General features: G+C 67.3%; 22 protein-coding genes and 1 tRNA gene. 8 read left to right on the forward strand and 15 right to left on the reverse strand.

All coding sequences use genetic code 11. The features are described from left to right. Positions 1 to 23: 23 nt before the first annotated feature. Both FVA74_RS13620 and FVA74_RS09785 read right to left on the reverse strand, forming a co-directional pair. The gene (locus tag FVA74_RS13620) at positions 24 to 182 is read right to left on the reverse strand and encodes a hypothetical protein (RefSeq protein WP_168220105.1); all 159 of its coding nucleotides are present in this window, start codon (positions 180 to 182) and stop codon (positions 24 to 26) included. A gap of 49 nt (positions 183 to 231) precedes the next feature. Further along, entirely contained in the window at positions 232 to 1,908 is a 1,677-nt protein-coding gene (locus tag FVA74_RS09785) for an MFS transporter (RefSeq protein ID WP_240792200.1), read from the reverse strand. A gap of 87 nt (positions 1,909 to 1,995) precedes the next feature. Here FVA74_RS09785 and FVA74_RS09790 point away from each other — a divergent pair. Both FVA74_RS09790 and FVA74_RS09795 read left to right on the forward strand, forming a co-directional pair. Then, positions 1,996 to 2,077, forward strand: a tRNA-Leu gene (locus tag FVA74_RS09790). 135 nt (positions 2,078 to 2,212) lie between these two features. Then, positions 2,213 to 2,956, forward strand: coding sequence for a DedA family protein (locus FVA74_RS09795; RefSeq protein ID WP_187266477.1), 744 nt, complete (start codon positions 2,213 to 2,215; stop codon positions 2,954 to 2,956). Between the two features lie 27 nt (positions 2,957 to 2,983). On the opposite strand, the gene FVA74_RS09800 is transcribed toward FVA74_RS09795, so the two are convergent. The 8 genes from FVA74_RS09800 to FVA74_RS09835 all read right to left on the reverse strand — a co-directional run bounded on the left by FVA74_RS09800 (position 2,984) and on the right by FVA74_RS09835 (position 10,390). After that, positions 2,984 to 3,661: a metal-dependent transcriptional regulator gene (locus FVA74_RS09800; RefSeq protein WP_147721993.1), complete on the reverse strand. Its 678-nt coding sequence runs from the start codon at positions 3,659 to 3,661 to the stop codon at positions 2,984 to 2,986. Beyond that, positions 3,658 to 4,518 (reverse strand): metal ABC transporter permease, encoded by an 861-nt coding sequence (locus FVA74_RS09805; RefSeq protein ID WP_206022627.1) that lies wholly within the window; start codon positions 4,516 to 4,518, stop codon positions 3,658 to 3,660. The genes FVA74_RS09800 and FVA74_RS09805 overlap by 4 nt, the downstream gene beginning before the upstream one ends. Continuing rightward, positions 4,515 to 5,261: a metal ABC transporter ATP-binding protein gene (locus tag FVA74_RS09810; protein ID WP_240792201.1), complete on the reverse strand. Its 747-nt coding sequence runs from the start codon at positions 5,259 to 5,261 to the stop codon at positions 4,515 to 4,517. Before FVA74_RS09810 ends, FVA74_RS09805 begins: the two co-directional genes overlap by 4 nt. Further along, entirely contained in the window at positions 5,254 to 6,183 is a 930-nt protein-coding gene (locus FVA74_RS09815) for a metal ABC transporter substrate-binding protein (RefSeq protein WP_147721995.1), read from the reverse strand. Before FVA74_RS09815 ends, FVA74_RS09810 begins: the two co-directional genes overlap by 8 nt. A gap of 38 nt (positions 6,184 to 6,221) precedes the next feature. Then, entirely contained in the window at positions 6,222 to 6,803 is a 582-nt protein-coding gene (gene rdgB, locus FVA74_RS09820; protein ID WP_147721997.1) for an RdgB/HAM1 family non-canonical purine NTP pyrophosphatase, read from the reverse strand. Next, entirely contained in the window at positions 6,800 to 7,531 is a 732-nt protein-coding gene (rph, locus tag FVA74_RS09825; RefSeq protein ID WP_147721999.1) for a ribonuclease PH, read from the reverse strand. Before rph ends, rdgB begins: the two co-directional genes overlap by 4 nt. A gap of 133 nt (positions 7,532 to 7,664) precedes the next feature. Then, the gene (gene murD, locus FVA74_RS09830; RefSeq protein ID WP_147722001.1) at positions 7,665 to 8,996 is read right to left on the reverse strand and encodes a UDP-N-acetylmuramoyl-L-alanine--D-glutamate ligase; all 1,332 of its coding nucleotides are present in this window, start codon (positions 8,994 to 8,996) and stop codon (positions 7,665 to 7,667) included. Further along, positions 8,993 to 10,390 (reverse strand): hypothetical protein, encoded by a 1,398-nt coding sequence (locus FVA74_RS09835; protein ID WP_147722003.1) that lies wholly within the window; start codon positions 10,388 to 10,390, stop codon positions 8,993 to 8,995. The genes murD and FVA74_RS09835 overlap by 4 nt, the downstream gene beginning before the upstream one ends. A gap of 108 nt (positions 10,391 to 10,498) precedes the next feature. On the opposite strand from FVA74_RS09835, the gene FVA74_RS09840 reads away from it, so the two are divergent. Continuing rightward, entirely contained in the window at positions 10,499 to 11,743 is a 1,245-nt protein-coding gene (locus FVA74_RS09840; RefSeq protein ID WP_370454501.1) for a nicotinate phosphoribosyltransferase, read from the forward strand. Positions 11,744 to 11,815: 72 nt separating this feature from the next. Here the strand turns inward: FVA74_RS09840 and FVA74_RS09845 are convergent, their stop codons facing one another. After that, positions 11,816 to 13,273 carry a helix-turn-helix transcriptional regulator gene (locus tag FVA74_RS09845; RefSeq protein WP_147722007.1) on the reverse strand — a complete coding sequence of 486 codons (1,458 nt, stop codon included), beginning with the start codon at positions 13,271 to 13,273 and terminating at the stop codon, positions 11,816 to 11,818. 128 nt (positions 13,274 to 13,401) lie between these two features. Here FVA74_RS09845 and aceB point away from each other — a divergent pair, with 128 nt between their 5' ends. Both aceB and FVA74_RS09855 read left to right on the forward strand, forming a co-directional pair. Next, positions 13,402 to 15,021 (forward strand): malate synthase A, encoded by a 1,620-nt coding sequence (gene aceB, locus FVA74_RS09850; RefSeq protein WP_147722009.1) that lies wholly within the window; start codon positions 13,402 to 13,404, stop codon positions 15,019 to 15,021. Positions 15,022 to 15,061: 40 nt separating this feature from the next. Then, positions 15,062 to 16,654, forward strand: a complete 1,593-nt coding sequence (locus FVA74_RS09855; RefSeq protein ID WP_147722011.1) for an isocitrate lyase — start codon at positions 15,062 to 15,064, stop codon at positions 16,652 to 16,654. A gap of 228 nt (positions 16,655 to 16,882) precedes the next feature. Here the strand turns inward: FVA74_RS09855 and FVA74_RS09860 are convergent, their stop codons facing one another. The 4 genes from FVA74_RS09860 to FVA74_RS09875 are packed head-to-tail and all read right to left on the reverse strand — an operon-like array spanning position 16,883 to position 20,134. Continuing rightward, positions 16,883 to 17,236 carry a GntR family transcriptional regulator gene (locus FVA74_RS09860; RefSeq protein WP_147722013.1) on the reverse strand — a complete coding sequence of 118 codons (354 nt, stop codon included), beginning with the start codon at positions 17,234 to 17,236 and terminating at the stop codon, positions 16,883 to 16,885. Between the two features lie 5 nt (positions 17,237 to 17,241). Further along, positions 17,242 to 17,502, reverse strand: a complete 261-nt coding sequence (locus tag FVA74_RS09865; protein WP_147722015.1) for a DUF3039 domain-containing protein — start codon at positions 17,500 to 17,502, stop codon at positions 17,242 to 17,244. 59 nt (positions 17,503 to 17,561) lie between these two features. After that, entirely contained in the window at positions 17,562 to 19,133 is a 1,572-nt protein-coding gene (locus FVA74_RS09870) for a hypothetical protein (protein ID WP_147722018.1), read from the reverse strand. Further along, entirely contained in the window at positions 19,109 to 20,134 is a 1,026-nt protein-coding gene (locus tag FVA74_RS09875; protein WP_240792202.1) for an ABC transporter ATP-binding protein, read from the reverse strand. Before FVA74_RS09875 ends, FVA74_RS09870 begins: the two co-directional genes overlap by 25 nt. Positions 20,135 to 20,396: 262 nt before the next feature. Here FVA74_RS09875 and FVA74_RS09880 point away from each other — a divergent pair, with 262 nt between their 5' ends. From FVA74_RS09880 to FVA74_RS09890, 3 genes are read left to right on the forward strand one after another with little or no spacing between them, the layout of a single operon-like run. Beyond that, positions 20,397 to 21,092 carry an NTP transferase domain-containing protein gene (locus FVA74_RS09880; RefSeq protein ID WP_147722020.1) on the forward strand — a complete coding sequence of 232 codons (696 nt, stop codon included), beginning with the start codon at positions 20,397 to 20,399 and terminating at the stop codon, positions 21,090 to 21,092. Positions 21,093 to 21,151: 59 nt separating this feature from the next. Beyond that, on the forward strand, positions 21,152 to 21,949 hold the full coding sequence (locus tag FVA74_RS09885) for an ABC transporter permease (RefSeq protein ID WP_222705960.1): 798 nt from the start codon (positions 21,152 to 21,154) through the stop codon (positions 21,947 to 21,949). After that, a complete protein-coding gene (locus FVA74_RS09890) occupies positions 21,949 to 22,713 on the forward strand; it encodes an ABC transporter ATP-binding protein (protein WP_147722022.1) in 765 nt (254 codons plus the stop codon). The genes FVA74_RS09885 and FVA74_RS09890 overlap by 1 nt, the downstream gene beginning before the upstream one ends. Positions 22,714 to 22,785 lie beyond the last annotated feature (72 nt).

A 22,785-nucleotide genomic window follows, 5' to 3' on the forward strand; every position in this document is an offset into this window, starting at 1 on the left:
GTGCGCCGCGTTTTCCACAGGGCTCAGCGTGTGCTCCCGCGCCCCTTCACGCCGCCGAAGATGGCCGTGATCGCGAAGAGCACGAGGCCGACGATGGCGAGCCAGAAGAGACCCTCGACAACGAAACCGATGATCGAGAGGACGATCCAGATGGCCAGCAGGATGAGAATGATCTTCAGCATGGCTCGGACGGTAGGCGCGTTTCCTGAGTACGACGTGGACGCGGAGTCGTCAGGGGGTAGTAGGCGGCGCCTGCACCGGGTCGTCCTCGTCACTGCGCACACGCGGGAGTGCGAGGGTGGCCAGCAGTCCGAGCAGCACGACGCCGGCGGCGCTCAGGATCGTCACCTTTGCCGCTGCGACCATCGCCTCCTGCGCTGATTCCTGCACCTGCTCCGCCACGTCGTCGGCATCACCGACCGGCACGCCGGGCACCTCCGCAATGGATTCCTCGACGGCCGAGCCGATCCCCGGGATCGCCGCACCGGCGGATCCCTCGACGGCCTCGACGAGTCCGCTCCTGGCCTCCTGCGGCAACTGGTCAACGCCTTCGAGCGAGTTCGAGAACGTCGATCCCAATGAGGTGACGAGCAGCGAACCGAGCACGGCGATGCCGATCGCCGACCCCACCTGCCGGAAGGTGCTCTGGAGGCCGGACGCCTGCCCCGACTGCTCGACAGGCACGTCGATGAGGATCACGCTCGTGAGCTGGGCCGTCGCCATGCCCACACCGACGCCGTAGAGGAACAACCAGGCCGCATAGACCCAGGTGTTGGTCTCGAGCGTGATCGTGAGCCCGAGCCCGAGGATCGCAATGACCTCGAGCCCGAGTCCCAGGCGCACGACTGCGCGCGCCCCGAGCCTGCGGGTCAGGGCTGGTGTGCGAGCCGAGATGAGGAAGGTGCCGAGGGCGAGCCAGACGACCAGGATGCCGGTGTCGAGCGCGCTGAGGCCCAGCCCGCCCTGGAGGAAGAGGGGCAGGGCGAAGAGCAGTCCGAACTCGCCGAGCGACACGACGAGGGCGGCGACGCTTCCGAAGCCGAAGCTGCGGATGCGCAACAGCGAGAGATCGAGCAGCACCGCCTTGCCCGCGGCTCCGCGAGCGCGTTCCACGAGCACGAAGGCGGTGAGGAGCACGAGGGCGAGCGCGAAGGCGAGCGGGACAGGCGAGACATCCGCGGTCCAGGTCAGGCCGAAGAGGTCGGTGTCGCCCTTGGAAGCCCACCAGCCGTAGCGCAGGCCCTCGATGAGCCCGAACACGAATGCGGCGAGGCCGACGGACGACAGGAGGATGCCGAGCGGGTCGAGGCCCCGAGTTGCGTGCGGGTCCCGCGTCTCTCGCAAGAAGAGTGAGGCGCCCACCAAGACGATGACGACGATCGGCACGTTGATCAGGAAGGCCCAGTGCCAGCTGAACTCGGTTGTCAGCCATCCGCCGACGAGTGGGCCGACGGCCGCCATTCCGCCGATCGTGCCGCCCCAGACGGCGAAGGCGATTCCACGTTCCCGGCCGACGAAGAGGGTATTAATCGAGGAGAGCGCCGTTGGCATGATGAGCGCACCCCCGAGGCCCTGGAGGAGGCGCGCCGCGATCAGCACGGCAGCAGAGCCACTCACTGCGGCCAGCACGCTCGCGAGGCCGAAGACGACGACGCCGATCAGGAAGAGGCGTTTGCGCCCGAAGAGATCGCCGATGCGCCCCGCGGTGATTAGGAGGGCCGCGAACACGAGCGAATAGACCGAGTTCATCCATTCGGCCTCGGATGCCACGAGCCCGAGGTCCTCGATGATGGTGGGCACCGCCACGTTGACCACCGTGGCATCCATGATGATGACCGAAACGGCGAGTGCGATGAACGCCAGCGCCTTCCAGCGCCGCGGATCGGGAACGGATGCTGCCTGCGACACGGAGGGCCTTCCATCAGACGCCGGATAGGGCTGTTCAATCTTGCACCCGAACGTGGCTGCTGCCAAGCGACTAAACTGGCGTCTCCCGCGGGAGTGGTGAAATTGGTATACACGCCAGATTTAGGTTCTGGTGCCGAAAGGCGTGAGGGTTCAAGTCCCTTCTCCCGTACAACGACCGGCACGACGCATCCGCCTTGGAGTTCGACGGAATCATCCTGAAGAACGAGGCGCTGGGGCACTCCCGCCGCTAATCTTGAGCAGGTGCCAGCAGGCGCCGCACCTGAACGACGGAGTCCCGCGCTTGATGCCTTTCGCCCTCATACCCTGGCTTGACCCCGAGACGCTCATCACGGGCTTCGGGGCCTTTGCCCTCCTGGGCGTGTGCCTCATCGTCTTCTCTGAGACCGGACTGCTGGTCGGCTTCCTCCTCCCCGGTGACACGCTGCTCATCATCACGGGCGTGCTGACCTTCGCGGACGTCATTGAGATGGACATCTGGTGGGTGTGCCTCGCGATCGCCGTCGCCGCCTTCCTGGGTGGTGAGGTCGGTTACCTGATTGGCCACAAGTTCGGCCCGAGCATCTTCGAGCGCAAGGAGAGCGGCATCTTCAGCCGCGAGAACGTCGAGCGCACCAACGCCTTCTTCTCGCGCTTCGGCGGGCTCTCGGTCATCCTCGCGCGCTTCGTGCCCATCCTCCGCACCTTCGTGCCGGTCGCGGCGGGCATCGGCCACATGGATTACCGCAAGTACTCGCTCTACAACGCGATCGGCGCGCTCATCTGGGGGGCCGGCCTGACCTTCGTCGGCTTCGTGCTCGGCTATATCCCGCCGGTCGAGCAGTTCGTGCGCCAGTACATCGACCTCATCCTGCTCATCGCCGTCGCGGCGACCGTGATCCCCACCGCATTCCACTACTGGCGTTCGAGCCAGAAGGCCAAGCAGGCGCGCACGGCCGGCATCCCGACCCTCAACTCAGAGGAGATCGTGCTCGACCCGGCCTATTTCGACCAGGACCCCAGCAACGACCCCGACAAGCGCGCTCCCTGAACGGGCGCGGTGTCAGCCGGAGTCGCGTCAGGTGCTGACCCAGATCTCGCCCGTGGCCTCACTGCCCAGATCGATCTCGGTGCCGTCGAGCGTGATCGTGAGCGCGCCGCCGAACGGCTTGCGGCCGACCACGCGCACCGTGGAGTCGAGGCGGAACCCCTCCGCCGTCAGATATCGCAGCAGCTTCGGGTCACGGTCGCGGATGCGCACCACCACACCCTCATGGCCCTCCGGCGCATCGGCCAGCAACACCGCTGAAGGGAACACAACCGTGCCGTCTGCGGTCGGAATGGGGTCACCGTGCGGATCCCGCGTCGGCCGACCCAGCTTCTCGAAGATCGCATCGAGCATCCGGTCGGAGATCGCATGCTCGAGCACCTCAGCCTCATCGTGGACCTCGTCCCAGCGGTAGCCGAACGACTCCACCAACCAGGTCTCGATGAGCCGATGCCGTCTCACCATGCGCAGCGCGAGCGTGTGTCCCTCCCCCGTGAGGCTGATGGCGCCGTACGGCACATGGTTGACGAGGCCGGATGCCGCGAGCTTCTTGACCATCTCGGTCACGCTCGAGGCGGCAAGGCCCAGGCGGGCGGCGAGTGCCGACGGGGTGACCGCGACCTCAGCCCACTCGCTGAACGAGTAGATCGTCTTGAGGTAGTCCTCCACGACGGTGTTGCCGGCACTGCCGACGCTGGCAGGGTTCACGCCGTCATGCTCCGTCGTCGCCGCAGGGCAGCCGTGACGACGCCGCCGCGCGCGCCGAAGAGGTAGGCCAGCACGAAGGCGGCCGCCTGGGCGAGCACGACTGCCCCACCGGTAGAGACATCGAGGTAGTAGCTGACGTAGACCCCGACGATGCTCGCTACGACGGTGACGACAACCGAGAGCAGCAGCATCCGGTCGAAACGCCGACTGAGCAGCGACGCGGTCGCACCCGGAGTGATCAACATTGCCACGACAAGGATGATACCGACCGCCTGCAGGGCGACGACGACCGTGAGCGCGAGCAGGCCCAGGAGCAGTGCCGACAGCACGCGCGTGTTGATGCCGATCGCCCCGGCGTGGCTGCGGTCAAAGGCGAAGAGTGTGAAGTCCTTGCGCTTTGCGAGCAGGATCGCGCAGGCGATAGCGCCGATTGCGACCACCTGCACGATGTCGGCATCGCTGACACCGAGCACATTGCCGAACAGTATGTGGCCGAGGTCGGTCTGGCTGGGGTTCGCCGAGATGATCACGAGTCCGAGGGCGAAGAGTGAAGTGAAGACGACGCCGATTGCGGCATCCGACTTGATCTTGGTGGTCGCGCGCACGCCGCCGATGAGGGCGACCGCGCCGACCCCGAAGATGAAGGCGCCGACCGCGAAGGGCCAGCCGAGAAGGTAGCTGACGGCTACGCCCGGCAGCACGGCGTGCGAGACGGCGTCGCCCATGAGCGACCAGCCGATCTGCACCAGCCAGGTGGAGAGGAGCGCGCAGGTGGTGCCTGCCACCACGGTGACGAGGAGGGCCCGTGTCATGAAGTCGAACATGAGGGGCTCGACGAGCCAGTCGATGAGGCTCACGACTCGACCCCGAGCCCGAATGCGAGCGCGAGGCGCTCAGGTGTCAGTGCCTCGGCGGGCGAGCCATGGAACAGCACACGATTCTGTAGCAGCACGACCTCATCGCAGAGCTCCGGAACGCCGGCGAGGTCATGGGTCGAGATCAGGATGCTGCGACCCTCGTCGGCAAGCGAGCGCAGCAGCGTCACGATCGTGCGCTCCGAGCCCTTGTCGACGCCGGCGAACGGCTCGTCGAGCAGCAGGAGCTGCGCTTCCTGCGCGATGCCCCGCGCCACGAAGACACGCTTGCGCTGGCCACCGCTGAGTTCGCCGATCTGGCGGTCGGCGAGTTCGGTCAGCCCGACCCGTTCGAGCGCGTCGGCGACCGCCGTGCGATCGGCTGGCCGCACCCTCCGGGTCCAGCCCTGCCGCCCGTAGCGGCCCATCATCACGACGTCGGCGACCGACACGGGGAAGTCCCAGTCGACCAGTTCCGACTGCGGCACATACGACACCAGGTTTGCCTTGCGCGCGGCGGCCGGGTCGCCCCCGAAGAGACGGATGCGGCCCGAGGAGGGCCGCACGGATCCCATGAGCGCGCCGAACAGGGTCGACTTGCCGGAGCCGTTCATCCCGAGGAGGCCGATCACCCTCCCCGCAAGGAGGGTGATGTCGACATCCACGAGGGCGCGGACCCGCTCATAGCTCACGTTCAGGCCGCGCACCTCGATGGTGGCTGCGGGCGATGTCCCGCCCTCAGCCACGGCCGAGGCCTTCAGCGATCACGCTGATGTCATGGCGCAGCAGGTCGAGGTAGGTGGGCACGGGGCCGCCCTCTTCGCTCAGGGAGTCGACGTAGAGGTTGCCGGCGAACTTGGCGCCGGATTCGCTTGCCACCTGCCGCATAGCGCCGTCATCGACGGTCGTCTCGCAAAACACTGCGGGCACATTGCCGGCGCGCACGAGCTCGATTGCGGACTTGACCTGCTGCGGCGTGCCCTGCGTGTCACTGTTCACAGGCCAAAGGTAGCCCTCTGACAGGCCGAGGTCGCGAGCGAGATAGCTGAACGCCCCCTCGCACGTCACGAGCACGCGGCGCTCCTCGGGCAGCTCCTGCACTGCGGCCTCGAGCTCGGCCACGAGTGTTTCGAGCTCGGCCGAGTACTCCTTGGCCGCCGCCTCGAAGTCGGCTGCGTGCTCGGGGACGAGGTCACTCAGGCCCTCGGCGATGTTCGCGACGTACTGCTGGCCGGCGACGGGCGACATCCATGCGTGCGGGTTTGGGCGACCGAGGTACTCGCCGCCTGCGATGTCGATCGGCTCAATGCCTTCGGTCAGCACGGCGTGCGGCACATCGAGCCGCTCGACGAACTGCTCGAACCAGCGCTCAAGCCCGAGGCCGTTATCGAGGATGAGGTCTGCGGATGCCGCGTTCCGGAGGTCGGAAGGGGTCGGCTCATAGCCGTGGATCTCGGCCCCCACCTTTGTGATCGACTCGACATCGACGTGGTCTCCCCCGACCACCCGCACCATGTCCGCGATGACCGTGAAGGTCGTGAGCACGAGCGGCTTGTCGCTCGTGCTCTCTTCAGCGGGCGCTGACGCGCATCCGCCGAGTGAAGCGACGAGGGCTGTCGCGGCCATGGCCGCGATGATACGGCGACCCGAGGCAAGAGTTTTCGGCATGCCGAAATGGTAATACAGGGCGACCTGCGAAAGGACACTCAGAGCAGCTGCTGCCTGACGCGAGGCAGGAGGGCCCCGAACGCGCGCGAGCGATGGCTGATCGCGTTCTTCTCGTCGGCGCTCAACTCGGCGGACGCGACCTCCAGCCCCTCGGGCTTGAAGACCGGGTCGTAGCCGAAGCCGCCCGTCCCCGCCGGCTCGTGCAGGATCGTGCCCGGCCACACGCCCAACTCGGCGAACTCGACCTCGCCGTCGACAAAGGCGGCCGCGCACATGAAGTCGGCGCGGCGGTCGCTCGCGTCGCCCAGGTTCGCGAGAAGCAGCCGGTAGTTGTCGACGTCGTCGCGCGTGCCTGCGTAACGAGCAGAGTGGATGCCCGGCTCACCGCCCAGCGCGGCGACGCTGATGCCCGAGTCATCCGCAATCGCGGGCAGGCCCGTGTGCTCGTGGGCCGCGCGCGCCTTGATGAGCGCATTCGCCTCGAAGGTATCGCCATCTTCGACCGGCTCCGGGCCGTCGTAGCCGATGAGTTCGATGCCGTCGAGTTGCGAGCCGAGGATGCGCCGCAGCTCAACCACCTTGTGCTGGTTGTGAGTCGCGAGGACGAGTGTGCGCGTCATGCCTCGAGCGCGGCCTTCTGCAGCGCGGTGAGGCTGTTCGTGCCCGCGAGCGCGAGATCGAGCAGGGCGTCGAGTTCGGCGCGGTCGAAAGGCACACCCTCCGCCGTGCCCTGCACCTCGATGAACTTGCCCGAACCAGTCGCGACGACGTTCATATCCGTGCCCGCCCGCACGTCCTCCGTGTAGGCGAGGTCGAGCATCGGCGTGCCGTCGACGATGCCAACCGAGACGGCCGCGAGGCTGTCGCTCAGGGGCGCGGCCCTCTGCGCGATGAACTTGTTCTGCTTGCCCCAATCGAGCGCGTCGGCGAGGGCGACATAGGCGCCCGTGATCGCAGCGGTGCGGGTGCCACCGTCCGCCTGGAGCACGTCGCAGTCGATCACGATCGTGTTCTCGCCGAGCGCCTTCATGTCGACGACCGCCCGGAGGCTGCGGCCGATGAGACGCGAGATTTCGTGGGTGCGTCCGCCGATCTTGCCCTTGACCGCCTCGCGGTCGTTGCGGCTGTTCGTCGCCCGCGGCAGCATCGAGTACTCGGCCGTGACCCAGCCCTTGCCCTTACCGGTCATCCAGCGCGGCACCCCGTTGGTGAAGGATGCCGTGCACAGCACCTTCGTGTCGCCGAAACTCACAAGGCAGCTGCCCTCCGCCTGCTTGCTCCATCCGCGCTCGAAAGTCACGGGGCGAAGCTGGTCGGGGGTGCGGGAATCGATGCGCAGGTCAGTCATGCCGCAATCCTCCCACGCTCTCGAAGTGCGACCGCAGCCCAGCCGAGACGTGCTCCGGCCTGATGCCGCGACCGACCACCCGGCGCTCGCCCGACGATGCAGCATGTCGTGTCGAGGGCGGCGGGCAAGGTCGTCAGCCTTCGCTGGCCGTCGCGCCAATGGCTGCGCGGAAGTCCGCCGCCCGTTCCGCATAGTTGCGGTAGATGCCGTAGCTGGGCGCGGCAGGCGAGAGCAGCACGTAGCCGCCGCTCGGCGTGAGTGCGCGAGCCTGGCGCACGGCATCCGCCATGTCAACCGCGGTCGCGACCCGCTGGGCTGCGGGCATGAGTCCCGTGAGCCTCTCTCCGCTGCCAGGCAGGCCGATGACCGCCGCGATCGGATGCTCGGCCAGATAGTCGGCGAGCGGTGCATAGTCGACACCGCGGTCGGCCCCGCCAACGAGGAGCGTGAGGGGCGCGTCGGCGAAGGCGCGCATGGCCTCGATCGCGGCGTAGGGACTGGTCGAGAGGGAGTCGTCGACAAAGGTGAGGCCCGAGGCATCCGGAATCTCCTCGAGCCGGTGCTCGAGCGGCGTGAACTCCGCAAGCACCGACGCGACCCGCTCGCGCTCCGCAACCAGGTCGAGGCCGTCGCGCTCGACCGCGGCGAGCGCCAGGCACGCGTTGAGGGCGTTGTGCTCACCACGCAGGGCCAGGGTCTCGCGCGGGAAGAGCCGCTCCGTGCCGCGCATGAACCATCCGTCGGCGAGATGGAAGCTCTCGTCCAAGCCCACAAGCTCGGGCGCCATGAAGGGATACCGCGCGGTCACCTCGGCGATGAGGCGGCTGTCGTTGGCGTTGACGATCACGCGGCGGGGTCCGTGGGCGATGAGGTTGAGCTTGTCGCGGAAGTAGGCCTGTTCGCTGCCATGCCAGTCGAGGTGCTCCGCGAACAGCGAGGTGACGACGGCCGTATGCGGCGACACCGTCAGGCCAGCGCACTGGTAACTCGACAGCTCGACGACGTAGCGCGGCGAATCCGGCAGCGACAGGAGCGGCACGCCGATGTTGCCGCCGAGTGCTGCTGGCCCGTGGAGCGCCGTCTCCAAGTGGTGGATGAGGCTGCTCGTCGTGCTCTTGCCCTTGCTGCCCGTCACCGCGACGGTCTGCCCCGCATGCTCGGCAAGCCACAGGCTCGTACCCGTCGTCAGTTCGATGCCGGACTCGCGCACACGTTGCAGCAGCGGATGCTGCGGACTCACGCCCGGTGACGCGACGACGAGATCGATCGCCCCCTCGACGGAGCCGACGTGTACGGGAACCCGCTCGCCCCACGCCGCGGCCCAGGCCGGTGCGGCGGCCGCGTCATCCGTGTAGGCGATGACGGATGTCGCGACCGGCACGGCCAGCTCGGCGACGGCCTGCCCCTCGCGGCCCGTGCCGACGATGAGCACGCGGCGCCCGCGGAACTTCTCGGCGGCGCTCACAGCGGCACGCTCGAATCGAGCAGGTCGCGCGCTTCGGCGTAGATGCCGGGCACGGGGGTCGCCTCGCGATCGGCGAACAGCGAGCGCTCCATCGCGGGGTCACCATCGAGCAACTCGGGGGCCCGCTCGACGAGCGCCCTGACGACGGCGGAGTCCCACCACTCGGGCGAACGGGCGGCCAGGCTCATCGCGACGGTCGACTCGGCCTCCTCGCCCACGCACTCGAAGGGCTTGTGGGCGTCGAGGCCCAGCAGGGAGGCGAAGCCGTCGACAAGCTCGGGTTTGGCGAACATGTCGGTGCCGATGATGCCGACGAGACGCTCCCGCGACATGAAGGGCGAGAGTGCGAGGAACACGAACTGGCACTTGGCACACTCGCCGCACCAACCGGGCTCGGCGCCCGAGAGCCGGAATGCCCGGTTGCAGCTCACGATCGCGTCGTCGTAGCGCTCGGTGCGGGCGAACTTGCCGGCGATGCGCAGCTCAGTGAATGGGCGCAGGAGCGAGAAGTAGGCACCGCGCTCCCCAGTCTGCGCCTCGATCGCCGCAGCGAGCAGCTGCTCGGCCTCGAGGCTCTTCGACCACTGGTGGTTGACGGGTTCGCCGTTCCACACGAGAGTCGGCTCGGCGGCGGAGTTCTCGTTCGACATGACGACGGGCCCCAGCCCGAGCAGCCGCGCCTGCGCGAGCGCGATGAGGGAGTTCATGGCCGTCACCGGCACGTGGCCGTTCAACGCGCCCGACTTGTTGAGTTCGAAGAGCGCGGGGTCGAGGGTGCGGCTCGCCGTCACGAAGGGCAGCCCGGCCGCTTCCGCGACGCGGCGCATGATCGCGTTGGGGTTCACCGAGAACTGGGTCACGTCGAGGCCTGCGAGCCGAAGCGACTCGACCGTCACGACCGAGTCCTTGCCGCCGCCGACGGGCGCGAGAGGCCGAGCGAGGCGCTCTCCCTCGAGGGCGACGGATGCCCGGGAAGCCGCGGGCGCGCCCGTCACCGTCACCTCAGTCGCCAGTAGCGCCGGCAGCCCCGCACGGTACGCGAACTCGGCGAGCCCGTGCCGCAGCGCCTGCTTCAGGAACGCGGCGCCCTCGGCAGCGAGACCGTCCACCGCGACCTCATAGACGGGTGGCGCGGCCGCCTTGTAGTAGCTGAGTCCCAGCACCGCACCCAGCAGGGGAAGGATGCCGCGGGCCGCCGCCCAGTCCGGCGTCGCTCCGCCGGCCGGGGCCGAGAAACCGATGCGCTCCGTGAAGCTCCAGGGGGAGGCATCCGCCCCCTCGCGCGGAACAAGCGTGAAGGTGAAATCGACCGCGCACGCGGACTCGTCGACACGGAAGCTGTCGAAGCGGAACGCCCCATAGGCGCTCGGGTCGAAGGGGCCTGCGGTGCTCACCGCAAAAGACTAGTCGACGGGCATCTGAGGTGGCCTGATCGCCCACGTTAGGCTGGCCGGGTGAGCGATGCATCGACCGCCCTGCTGACCGACCAGTACGAACTGACGATGGTTGACGCCGCCCTGCGCGCCGGCACCAACGATCGGTCGTGCGTCTTCGAGGCCTTCGCGCGTCGACTCCCCGGCGCCCGGCGCTACGGGGTGCTTGCGGGCACGGGTCGACTGCTCGAGCTCATCGAACGCTTCCGCTTCTCCGACGCGGAACTCTCCTGGTTGCGTGACAACAGCATCGTCTCCCCCGACACGATCGACTGGCTGGCCGACTACCGCTTCTCGGGCGACATCCATGGGTACCGGGAGGGCGAGGTCTACTTTCCGGGCTCGCCGCTCCTCGTCGTCGAGGGCGGCTTCGGCGAATGCGTCGTGCTCGAGACCCTCATCCTGAGCGTGCTCAACTACGACTCGGCTGTCGCGACCGCCGCCGCGCGCATGGTCGGCGCGGCCGCGGGCAAGCCCCTCGCCGAGATGGGCTCGCGCCGCACGGGGGAACGCAGCGCCATCGCGGCTGCCCGCGCCGCCTACATCGCCGGTTTCGCATCGACGAGCAACCTCGAGGCGGGGCGCACCTGGGGTGTGCCGACCATGGGAACCGCCGCGCACTCCTTCACGCTCCTGCACGAGACCGAGGAAGAAGCCTTCCAGGCACAGGTCGACGCGCTCGGCCCCGGCACGACCCTCCTCGTTGACACCTATGACGTGCACGCCGCCGTCGAGAAGGCCGTGCGCATCGCCGGCACGCAGCTCGGTGCCGTGCGCATCGACAGCGGGGACCTCCCCCAGCAGGTCGCGGCCGTTCGCGCCCAGCTCGACTCCCTCGGCGCGACCGAAACCCGCATCACGGTCACGAGCGACCTCGACGAGTACACGATCGCCGCCATGTCGGCGACCCCCGTCGACTCCTTCGGCGTCGGCACCTCGGTCGTCACGGGCTCCGGCTCGCCCGCGTCCGGCATGGTCTACAAGCTGGTGGCGCGACAGGATGCCCGCGGCGAGTGGATCTCCGTCGCCAAGAAGTCCGCCGACAAGGCGACCGTCGGGGGGCGCAAGTTCCCCGTGCGACGACTCGAGGACGGGGTTGCGACCGCCGAGGTGATTCACACGGGCGCGGCAGAGCACGATGGCCGCGAGCTTCTCGTGCCGCTCATCGTCGAGGGCGCGGTCGAACGGCAGCACCTCGGCGAGGGGGGCACCAGGCTGGCACGCGAACACCGCGCCGCCGCCGTCGCAGAACTCCCGCCCGCCGCGTCACGGCTCAGCCGCGGCGAGCCCGCGCTGCCGACCATCTATGCCTAGAACCTCTCCCAATTCAGGACCTGGCTCTCAGGTTTTCCTGAGTTGGGAACGTTGGGTCCTGAATTGTGAAAGTCAGTCCCCGGGCGCGTGCGACTCCAGGAACGCGTAGACCTCGCTCTGGTCAATGCCCGTGAGCGAACCTGAGGGCACGGCCGCGAGCAGCGAGGAGTTGAGGCTCGCGCTCGGGAGGGCGTGCTCGGCCCACTTGGTGGAGAGTTCTCCCGGCGGCTTGCGGCAGCAGGCGGGGTCAGGGCACGACGACACCTGGCGATGCTTGGTGTCGCGGCCGCGGAACCACTTCACGTTAGCGAAGGGCGTGCCGACACTCACCGAGAAGGCACCCTGGTGCGTCGTCTGGATGCTCGAGGTGCACCAGTAGGTTCCCGCGGGCTTGTCCGTGTACTGGTGGTACGGGCTAAAGCGGTCATCGACGTCGAACACCTGCCGGGCGCTCCACCGGCGACACACGACCTGCCCCTCGACGGCGCCGAGGGCATCCGTCGGGAAGGCCGCATTGTCGTTCTCGTAGGCCTTCGAGATCGTGCCCGACTCATGCACCTTGAGGAAGTGCACGGGGATGCCGAGGTGCTGCGTCGAGAGGTTTGTGAAGCGGTGCGCCGCCGTCTCGTAGGTGACAGCGAAGGTGTCGCGCAGGTCTTCGACCGAGAGCTCCTTGGCGTTCTTCGCGGCCGTGAGGAACTCGACCGCACCCGTCTCCGGCACCATGAGCGCCGCGGCGAGGTAGTTCGTCTCGACGCGCTGGCGCAGGAACTCCGTATAGTCCTTCGGTTCCGTGATGCCGAGCACGTGGCCCGCGAGCGCCTGGAGCAGCGACGTGCGCGGGTCTCCGCCGGGGTTCATCTGCAGGTAGATGCGGCCGTGCTTGCGGTCGGTCACGGAGCGAGTGGATGCCGGCAGGTCCTTCACGTAGTGCAACGAGAAGCCGAGGTGGCTGGCGAGGTCGGAGGCGATGCGCTGCGAGAGTGGCCCTCCCGTGTGGCCGACCGCCGAGAGGAGCCTCGCTGCGGTCTCCTCGAGCTCAGGAAAGTAGTTGTTCTGCGTGCGCATCTGCTGGCGCAGCTCGGTGTTCGCCCTGCGTGCCTCCTCCGGCGTCGCGGCACGCTGCCGGTGCAGGCGTTCCAGCTCGGCGTGCAGCCCGAGGATCGTCTCGATGGCTTCATCGCTGAGCGACTTGCGCACGGGGAGGGGTGGCAGCCCGAGCGAGGAGTAGAGGGGTCCACGTTGCGCGCGTTCGAGGGCGATCTCGAGTGCGGCGCGCTTGGAGGGCGCCTCGGTCGCGAGCAGCGCCTCGAGTCCGACGCCGAGGGCGCGGGCGAGCGTCTGCAGGTCACTTAGGCGGGGTTCGCGCTTGCCGTTCTCGAGCACGCTCACCTGGGAAGGTGCCCGGCCGATGGCTGCTCCGAGGTCGTCGAGCGTCATGCCGCGCTCAGTGCGGAGCTGGCGGATGCGCTTTCCGATCGTGAGGGCGTCGAGCGTCTCGTCGACGGGCGGGGCGAGCATGTCGGTCATGGATTCAGGGTGCCAGACAAGCTTCTTCTATGCAACAGAAGAATGGCAAATCTTCTGCCTTGATTTCGCCGGAAGAGGCCTAATTCTTGGGTCAGAGTTGGGGAAAGCACCGGACGAAAGGTCACACCATGAACCCCACAATCGAGATCACGGGCCCCCAGCGGGACCGCTTCGACGAGATCCTCACCGACGAGGCCCTTGCGTTCGTGGCAGCACTCCACGCTCGCTTCAGTGGCCAGCGGCACGACCGACTCGCCGACCGGATGCAGCGGCGCTTCGACCTCGGCAATGGACGCGACCTGCGCTTCCTGCCCGAGACGGAGCACATCCGCAACGACGACTCCTGGAAGGTCGCGGGGGCCGGCCCCGGCCTCGAAGACCGCCGCGTCGAGATCACCGGCCCGACCGACCGCAAGATGGCGATCAACGCACTCAACTCGGGCGCCAACGTGTGGCTCGCTGACCAGGAAGACGCGACGAGCCCCACCTGGGCGAACGTCATCGGCGGCCAGATCACTCTCTACGACTTCCTCCGCGGCCAGCTCGACTACACGAGCCCCGAGGGCAAGACCTACGCGGTCACGGCCGAGCGCACCCCCACGATCGTGTTCCGCCCGCGCGGCTGGCACCTCGTCGAGAAGCACCTGCGCTTCATCGACCGCACAGGCATCAGCATGGCCGCGTCCGGCAGCCTCGTCGACTTTGGCCTCTACTTCTTCCACAACGCGACGAAGCTCATCGAGCAGGGCCGCGGCCCCTACTTCTACCTGCCGAAGCTCGAGTCGCACCTCGAGGCCCGCCTCTGGAACGAGGTGTTCTCGTTCTCGGAGGAGTACCTCGGCATCGAGCACGGCACGATCCGCGCCACGGTGCTCATCGAGACGATCCCCGCAGCGTTCGAAATGGAGGAGATCCTCTACGAACTCCGTGACCACTGCGCCGGCCTCAACGCCGGCCGCTGGGACTACATCTTCTCGATCATCAAGAACTACCGCGGCCGCGGGCAGTGGTACGTCATGCCCGACCGCAACCAGATCACCATGACGGTGCCCTTCATGCGGGCCTACACCGAGCTGCTCGTGAGCACCTGCCACAAGCGCGGCGCCTTCGCGATCGGCGGCATGAGCGCCTTCATCCCCAACCGCCGCGACCCCGAGGTCACCGAGCGCGCCCTCGAGCAGGTCGCCACCGACAAGCGCCGCGAGGCGAATGACGGCTTCGACGGCACCTGGGTCGCCCACCCCGACCTCATCCCGACGGCGAAGACGGAGTTCGACGCCGTGCTCGGCGAGAAGCCCAACCAGGTCGACCGCCTGCGCGACGACGTGCACGTCACCCGCGACCAGCTGCTCGACATCCGCTCGATCGGCGGCACCGTGACGGATGCCGGACTTCGCGACAACGTCTCTATCGCCATTCGCTACATCGAGTCGTGGCTGCGCGGTGTCGGCGCCGCCGCGATCGACAACCTCATGGAGGACGCCGCGACAGCCGAGATCAGCCGTTCGCAGATCTGGCAGTGGATCCATCAGAACACCGTCACGGAAGAGGGCACCGTCATCTGCACGGAGGTCGTCGAGGGCATCATCGAGCGCCTCGGCCTCGAGCGCTTCGACGGCGACCGCTTCGACGACGCGATCGACGTATTCCGTGAGGTCGCGCTCCGCGAGGAGTACCCGACCTTCCTCACGATCACGGCCTACACGCGCTACCTCGTCGAGGAACCTCAGCCCGTCGCATCCGCCTGACCAACACCAGCCCCATCCCACCAACGAAGGAATCAGCACCATGACCACGTATCAGGACGACATCGCGTCGATCGAGGCCCTCAAGCAGCAGTACGGCAGCAGCTGGGACGCCATCAACCCCGAGTCGGTCGCCCGCATGCGCGCCCAGAACCGCTTCAAGACGGGCCTCGAGATCGCCCAGTACACGGCAGACATCATGCGCCGCGACATGGCAGAGTACGACGCCGACTCCTCCGTCTACACGCAGTCCCTTGGCGTGTGGCACGGCTTCATCGGCCAGCAGAAGCTCATCTCGATCAAGAAGCACCTCAAGACCACTAACAAGCGCTACCTGTACCTCTCGGGATGGATGGTCGCGGCGCTTCGCTCGGAGTTCGGCCCGCTGCCCGACCAGTCGATGCACGAGAAGACGGCCGTGCCCGCGCTGATCGAGGAGCTCTACACCTTCCTGCGCCAGGCGGATGCTCGCGAGCTCGACCTGCTCTTCACGAAGCTCGACGCCGCCCGCTCGGCCGGTGACGAGACCTCCGTGGAGCTCATCCAGTCGCAGATCGACAACTACGAGACGCACGTCGTGCCGATCATCGCGGACATCGACGCCGGCTTTGGAAACCCCGAGGCGACCTACCTCCTCGCCAAGAAGATGATCGAGGCCGGCGCGTGTGCCATCCAGATCGAGAACCAGGTCTCTGACGAGAAGCAGTGCGGCCACCAGGACGGCAAGGTCACGGTTCCCCACGAGGACTTCATCGCCAAGATCAACGCGGTGCGCTATGCGTTCCTCGAGCTCGGCATCGACAACGGCGTGATCGTCGCCCGCACCGACTCGCTCGGCGCCGGCCTCACGCAGAAGCTCGCCGTCACGCAGACGCCGGGTGACCTGGGCGACCAGTACAACGCCTTCCTCGATGTCGAGGAGATCTCCGACGCCGAGCTCGGCAACGGCGACGTCGTCATCAAGCGCGACGGCAAGCTGCTGCGCCCGAAGCGCCTCGCGAGCAACCTTTACCAGTTCCGCCAGGGCACGGGTGAGGCACGCTGCGTGCTCGACTGCATCACCTCGCTGCAAAACGGTGCCGACCTGCTCTGGATCGAGACCGAGAAGCCGCACGTTGGCCAGATCGCCGGCATGGTCGACGAGGTGCGCAAGGTGTTCCCGAACGCCAAGCTCGTCTACAACAACAGCCCGTCGTTCAACTGGACCCTCAACTTCCGCCAGCAGGCCTTCGACAAGCTGGTCGAAGAGGGCAAGGATGTCTCGGCCTACGACCGCGACAAGCTCATGAACGTCGACTACGACGAGACCGAGCTCGCCACGGTGGCGGACGAGATGATCCGCAACTTCCAGAAGGAGGGCTCGGCCAAGGCGGGCATCTTCCACCACCTCATCACGCTGCCGACGTACCACACGGCTGCGCTGTCGACGGATGACCTTGCCAAGGGTTACTTCGCCGACCAGGGCATGCTCGCCTACGTCAAGGGCGTGCAGCGCCGCGAGATCCGCGAGGGAATCGCGACCGTCAAGCACCAGAACATGGCGGGCTCCGACATCGGCGACAACCACAAGGAGTACTTCGCGGGAGACGCGGCCCTCAAGGCCGGCGGCCACAACAACACGATGAACCAGTTCTAGTCCTTCGCCAGAACTGAAGAAGCCCCGGCCTCGGCCGGGGCTTCTTTCGTTGTGCGGGCCCAGTAGCGGAGCTTGCTTGCGCGGCTTGAGTAGCGGAGCGTATCGCAACCCGGGAGGTCACTTTCCCAACTCAGGAGATCACTCTCACAATTCAGGAGCCGGGCCCCTGAATTGGGAGGGCCAGTTCCTGAATTGTGAAAGCCAGTTCCTGAATTGTGAAAGCCGGCTTCAGGAGCGCAGCGCCGCTTCGACCCAGTCGAGCGCAGCGTTCTCATCGACACCGAGCCGTCGCACGTCGGCCGCGAACTGTCGCGCGAGTTCCTGCACCCGGCGCTCCGAGGCATCCCCCGCCGCGGCCACGAAGGTGCCGGCGCGGCCGCGCGTCTCGATGATGCCGTCGGCCTCGAGCTCGCGGTAGGCGCGAGCGACCGTGTTGGCCGCGACTCCGAGGTCGACAGCGAGGCCACGAACCGTCGGCAGCTTCGCACCCGAAGCGAGACGTCCGCTCTTGACCTGCTCGATGACCTGCCCCCGCAGCTGTTCGAACGGCGGCGTGGCCGAGGTGGGGTCGATGCGGAACATGGTCGCTACTTCTTCATGGACTCGTAGATTTCTTTGCACACGGGGCACACGGGAAACTTCTGGGGATCGCGCCCGGGCGTCCACACCTTGCCGCACAGCGCAATGACGGGTCGACCCGTGAGGGCCGACTTCATGATCTTGTCCTTGTTGACATAGTGGGAGTAGCGCTCGTGGTCGCCATCTTCCACCTGCTCCTGGTTGAGGAGCTCTTCAAGCTCGCGGTCGAGGGTGTCGGTGCCGCCGCCGGTGTGCTCAGTGTCGCTCATGGCATCAATGGTAGGCGCTTCGGTCGGCTTCAGGGCTGACAAGATCGGCCCATCGTGACTCAGTTGCGGAGCGTGAAGGCGAGCAACTCGGGCGCCTGCCGAGAGAAGGTCCGTGCCCCGATCGCGAAGCCGAGCACGAGCACGAGCAGTCCGACGCCCGCACCGGCCGCGAGCGACAGCATGCCCCAGCTGCCTCCCTCGGCGAGTTGCAGTGCGGCAAGACCGAGGGCGGGCAGGGCACACAGCACGATGAGGAAGAACGAGACCGCCTGTCCCGCTGCGCTACCGGAGGACTGCGGCTGCGCGAAGGGGCTGCTGCCCGGCCTCACCGCGGCGTAGGGCATCCGCACGGACGTGACGCTCGAGATGCCGACGCCGCCGAGCAGCAGGGCCAGGCAGACACCGATCATGGACGGAAAGACGGTCCAGTCACCGTAGAGCAGCACCGAGATGGGCGCGAGCACCGCGATGACGCCGAGTCCTAGGCCCAACACCGGCAGGGCCCGGCCGACCCGGTCGGCCCATCCGCTCACGTTGGAGGCGACATGGAGCCAGAGCGCGGAACTGTCGTAGGCGAGGTCGTTGTGCAGCAACCAGCCGAGGAACAGGCAGGCGACCGGAAGCGGTACGAGCGCGAGGTTCTGCCACCACACGCCGACGACGAGGAAGGGAATGACGACGATGAGCGAGACGACGGGGATGACCGCGAGGGCAAGCTTGTAGCGGCCGTCCCGCGCCCAGTAGCTGAGGCTGCGCGCCGCGATGACGCCCGCTTCGCTCCTGGGAAGCAGGTCGAACCAGCCGAGCCCCCTGCCGCCCCACTCGGCCGACAGTTCGGCGGATGCCTGAGAACGGAGCATGACGATCACGAGCGCATGCCAGAGCAGCCACAGCGCTGCCACGAAGAGCGCGGCGAGCGCGAGCTTCAGCCACGCCCCACCCATGTCGCCTGCTGCGGCGAGGGTGGGCGCGGCCCAGGCCTGGCCGAGCGGCGAGGCCCCGAGCCCGGCAGCGGCCCCGCCGAGTCGCTCGACGATCGACGCCTCCCTCATGCCGAGCAGGAGTGCCAGCACGAAGGGCAAGCACGCCAGGAGGGCGAAGACACCGAGAATGCCCGCGAGTTCACGCAGCCTGCGAGTCGAGAACACGAGCGCAGCGAATGAACGCATGAGCCGAGCGCCGAGCACGCCCGTCACGACGATGAGCACGGAGGCAAGGAAGGCCACGAGGCCGACCCCGGGATGCTGCGACCATGCAACGAAGTACGCACCGGCCGTGACGATGAGCAGGACGGAGGGGACGCTGAGTAGTGCGCTCAGCGCAAGCCCGCGCGCGACCACGAGGGGCTCGACTCCGAGGGGGCCGAACACACGGGGATCTGCCACGTCATCGGATGAGGCGACCACGGGAACGACGAAGAAGCCGAGAGTCACGAGCGAGCCGACGATGACGCCGGCCGTCGCGGCATCCCGTGTGGGAAAGACGTTCGGGTCGAGGAACGATTCAGTGACGTAACCGGTGAGGGCAATGCCGAGGCCGAGCAGGAGTGCGAGGCCGAAGAGTTGCTCTGGCCTGCGCCGCAGGGCGTGCGCCAGTTGCGTGAGCCTCAGACGGAGAAAGAGCGCAACCACTCCATGTCCTCCCCCGGCTGCAGTTCGCCGATGAGCCTGACGAAGCGTTCCTCCAGGGTGGCGTCGCCGCGCACGCTCGCCGTCGTTCCGCTCGTGAGCACCCGCCCCTCCGCGACGACCGCGATCGAGTCACACACGCTTTCGACGAGGTCCATGCTGTGGCTCGAGAGCACGACCGTGCCGCCCGCATCCGCATAGCGCCGCAGGATGTCGAGCACGGTCGCGACCGAGACGGCGTCGACCGACTCGAAGGGTTCGTCGAGGATGAGCAGGCGCGGCGAGTGGATGAGCGCTGCGGCGAGCGCCACCTTGCGCGTCATGCCCGCCGAATAGTCGGTCACGAGGCGATCCTGGGAATCTTCGAGGTCGAAGGCCCTGATGAGTTCCTCCGTGCGCGAGAGCACGGTCGCCCGGTCGAGGCCGCGCAGCATGCCCGAGTAGTAGAGGAGCTGGCGCCCCGTGAGACGGTCGAAGAGCAGCAGGCGGTCGGGCAGGATGCCCATGTCGCGCTTCGCCGCCGCCGGCTCGACCCAGACATCCCGGCCGCCGACGAGCACGTTGCCCTGGTCGGGACGCAGGACGCCGGTGACGATCGACAGGGTCGTCGTCTTGCCCGCGCCATTCGGGCCGACGATGCCAAAGATCTGCCCGGCGCGCACCTCGAGGTCGACGCCGTCGACTGCGACCGTGGAACCGAATCGCTTGACGAGGCCGGATACCTCAAGCACGACGGGGGCATCCGCGTAGGGGTCCGGCACGCTGGCCTGCGGCGTCGCGGCGGGGACAGCGGATGGCACCTCCGGCGCCTCGACGTCAGCAGTCTCGACGACCTCGTCGATCGCATCTGGCACGCCTGGCTCGACCTCCACGGCGATCGACTCCTTTGGCTCGACCTCGGCGGGACGCTGCGTCGTGCCGAGCCGCTCGATGAGTTGGTCGAACCGCGTAAGGGCCTGCTCGATCGAGAAGGGCGTCGTCTCGGCTGCAGGGTCCTTTGTCACCGGTCAACCGTACCAACCTGTAGGCCATCACAGGAGGGCCAGGTCGCGTTTGGGTCACGAATTGACGACAGTGCGCTGGGAACCCCTCCTTGTAGGCACACTTCTCGCTACCGTAGAGACCAGCACAACGAGGTGTCCCATTTTCTGCTGCACCGTAAACGGCACGTGAAGATCCCGCCGTTACTCGGCGAGCGATCAGCGTCCTGTCAGGGCTTCCCCAAGGCGCGGCCCCTAGACTGCACTCTTCAATAAGGAGCAACTCGTGAGCACCCAGATCGTCATCCTCGCCGCTGGAATGGGCAGCCGGCTCGGCCGCAGCCTGCCCAAGTCGCTGACCGAGCTGAGTGATGGACGCACGATCATGCAGCAGCAGTTCGACAACATCCACCAGGCATTCGGCCGCAACGCCAAGGTGAGCATTGTCGTCGGCTACAAGCTCGAGCACATCATCGAGGCGTTCCCTGAGGCATCCTTCGTCTACAACGAGCAGTACGACGTCACGAACACTTCGAAGAGCCTCATGCGCGCCCTCCGCGCCTCGACGTCCGGCGGCGTGCTGTGGATGAACGGTGACGTCGTCTTCGACCCCGAGGCCCTCGAGCGCGCGGCCAAGCTGGTCGCCCGCGACCAGTCGTTCGTGACCGTCAATACGGCAAAGGTCTCCGACGAGGAGGTCAAGTACACGACCGACATGCACGGCTACATCCGCGAGCTCTCGAAGACCGTCAAGGGCGGGCTCGGCGAGGCCGTCGGCATCAACTACATCTCGCGCGATGACAAGGCGGTGCTCCTGCGCCAGCTCGCGCGCGTCGGCGACCAGGACTACTTCGAGCGCGGCATCGAGCTTGCGATCGAGCAGGACGGCCTCAAGGTCGAGCCGCTCGACATCTCGGACCTCTACGCCGTCGAGGTCGACTTCGCGGAAGACCTTGAGCGCGCGAACCTCCTCTTCCGCTGACCCACGCCGTCGAGGCTGGATGCACGAGGCGCACGGGCGCGACCCAATACGATAGCCGGGTGCCCGTAAGCCACTCCCCGCGACCCCAATGGTCGCCGTTTGAGCGTTACCGGCGTTCGCTGTGGCTCCTGACGGTGCGGGACCTGCGCGTGCGGTACTCGACGTCGGCACTCGGATACGTGTGGTCGATCCTCGACCCGCTCGTGATGGCATCCATCTACTGGTTCGTCTTCACGCAGGTCTTCGACCGGTCGGTGGGCGAAAAGCCCTACATCGTCTTCCTGCTCGTCGCCCTCCTGCCCTGGATGTGGTTCAACGGCGCGATCTCTGACAGCACGCGCGCGTTCATCCGCGAGGCGAAGCTGGTGCGCTCCACGAAGCTCCCCCGCACGATCTGGGTCAACCGCATCGTGTTGTCGAAGGGCATCGAGTTCATCGCGAGCGTCCCCGTGCTGGCGATCTTCGCGATCGGCACGAGCGCTGAGCTGCACTGGCAGGTCGTGTTCTTTCCCCTCGCCGTGCTGCTCCAGGGGATGCTCGTCATGGGCATCGGGCTCATCGTCGCGCCGCTTGTCGTGTTCTTCCGCGACCTGGAGCGGGCCACGAAACTTGCCCTCCGGTTCCTCTTCTACGCTTCGCCCATCATCTACGGCGTGACCGACCTCCCAAAGGACCTGCAGTTCTGGGCATCCTTCAATCCGCTCGCGGGAATCTTCTCGCTCTACCGCGGCGCCTTCTTCCCCGACCAGCTCGCGTGGGACACGATCGGCATCGGCGCGGCCATGAGCGTCGTCTTCCTCGTGATCGGGTTGCTCGTGTTCCGTCGCTCCGAGCGCGCCGTGCTGAAGGAGATCTGATGGCAGCGTCCCCATCGCCCAGGGCGGATGCGCCCGTCGTGATCGAGGTGCGCGAGGCGGGCATCCGTTTCAAGCGCAACCGGCGGGCCCGCCGTAGCTTCAAGGACCTCTTCGCGGGGCGCAAGCGCCGCAACCGGCCCGACGAGTTCTGGGCGCTGCGCGGCGTCGACTTCTCGGTCACCGCTGGCGAGGCGATCGGCGTCGTCGGGCGCAACGGCCAGGGCAAGTCGACCCTGCTCAAGCTCGTCGCCGAGGTCATCCTGCCCGACGAGGGGCGGGTGGCCGTGCATGGCGGGGTCGCTCCCCTGATCGAGATCACGGGCGGTTTCGTCGACGACCTCACGGTGCGCGACAACGTCTTCCTCACCGCCGGACTGCACGGGATGTCGCGGGCCGAGATCGAGGAACGCTTCGACGAGATCATCGACTTCGCCGAGATCGGCGACTTTCTCGACACCCCTTACAAGCACCTCTCAAGCGGCATGCGGGTGCGCATCGCCTTCGCGGTCGTCACGCGCCTCGAGGAACCGATCCTCCTCGTCGACGAGGTGCTCGCAGTGGGAGACAAGGCCTTCCGTGAGAAATGCTACCGTCGCATCGAGGAACTGCTCGAGGGCGGCCGCACCCTCTTCTTCGTCTCGCACAATGAACGCGACCTCAAGCGCTTCTGCACCCGCGGGCTCTACCTCGACAAGGGCAGGCTCGTGATGGATGCCCCGATCGCCGAGGTGTTGCAGCGCTACAACGCCGACTACAACGCCTGAGCGCCGACCGCAGCAAGAAAACGCTGGTCTCGGGGCGGTCGCTTCGGTAATGTTGGCGGTCCGGCTCCGCCT

Source organism: Salinibacterium sp. dk2585 (assembly GCF_008001035.1).
Classification (GTDB): domain Bacteria; phylum Actinomycetota; class Actinomycetes; order Actinomycetales; family Microbacteriaceae; genus Homoserinimonas.

Excerpts from the sequence above, each read along its gene's own strand:
- FVA74_RS09845 (WP_147722007.1), bottom strand. The coding sequence starts at position 13,273 with ATGACCGACATGCTCGCCCCGCCCGTCGACGAGACGCTCGACGCCCTC.
- rdgB (WP_147721997.1), bottom strand. The coding sequence starts at position 6,803 with ATGACGCGCACACTCGTCCTCGCGACTCACAACCAGCACAAGGTGGTT.
- rph (WP_147721999.1), bottom strand. The coding sequence starts at position 7,531 with ATGACTGACCTGCGCATCGATTCCCGCACCCCCGACCAGCTTCGCCCC.
- FVA74_RS09855 (WP_147722011.1), top strand. The coding sequence starts at position 15,062 with ATGACCACGTATCAGGACGACATCGCGTCGATCGAGGCCCTCAAGCAG.
- FVA74_RS13620 (WP_168220105.1), bottom strand. The coding sequence starts at position 182 with ATGCTGAAGATCATTCTCATCCTGCTGGCCATCTGGATCGTCCTCTCG.
- FVA74_RS09840 (WP_370454501.1), top strand. The coding sequence starts at position 10,499 with ATGGTTGACGCCGCCCTGCGCGCCGGCACCAACGATCGGTCGTGCGTC.
- FVA74_RS09815 (WP_147721995.1), bottom strand. The coding sequence starts at position 6,183 with ATGCCGAAAACTCTTGCCTCGGGTCGCCGTATCATCGCGGCCATGGCC.
- FVA74_RS09860 (WP_147722013.1), bottom strand. The coding sequence starts at position 17,236 with ATGTTCCGCATCGACCCCACCTCGGCCACGCCGCCGTTCGAACAGCTG.
- FVA74_RS09795 (WP_187266477.1), top strand. The coding sequence starts at position 2,213 with ATGCCTTTCGCCCTCATACCCTGGCTTGACCCCGAGACGCTCATCACG.
- FVA74_RS09865 (WP_147722015.1), bottom strand. The coding sequence starts at position 17,502 with ATGAGCGACACTGAGCACACCGGCGGCGGCACCGACACCCTCGACCGC.
- FVA74_RS09890 (WP_147722022.1), top strand. The coding sequence starts at position 21,949 with ATGGCAGCGTCCCCATCGCCCAGGGCGGATGCGCCCGTCGTGATCGAG.
- aceB (WP_147722009.1), top strand. The coding sequence starts at position 13,402 with ATGAACCCCACAATCGAGATCACGGGCCCCCAGCGGGACCGCTTCGAC.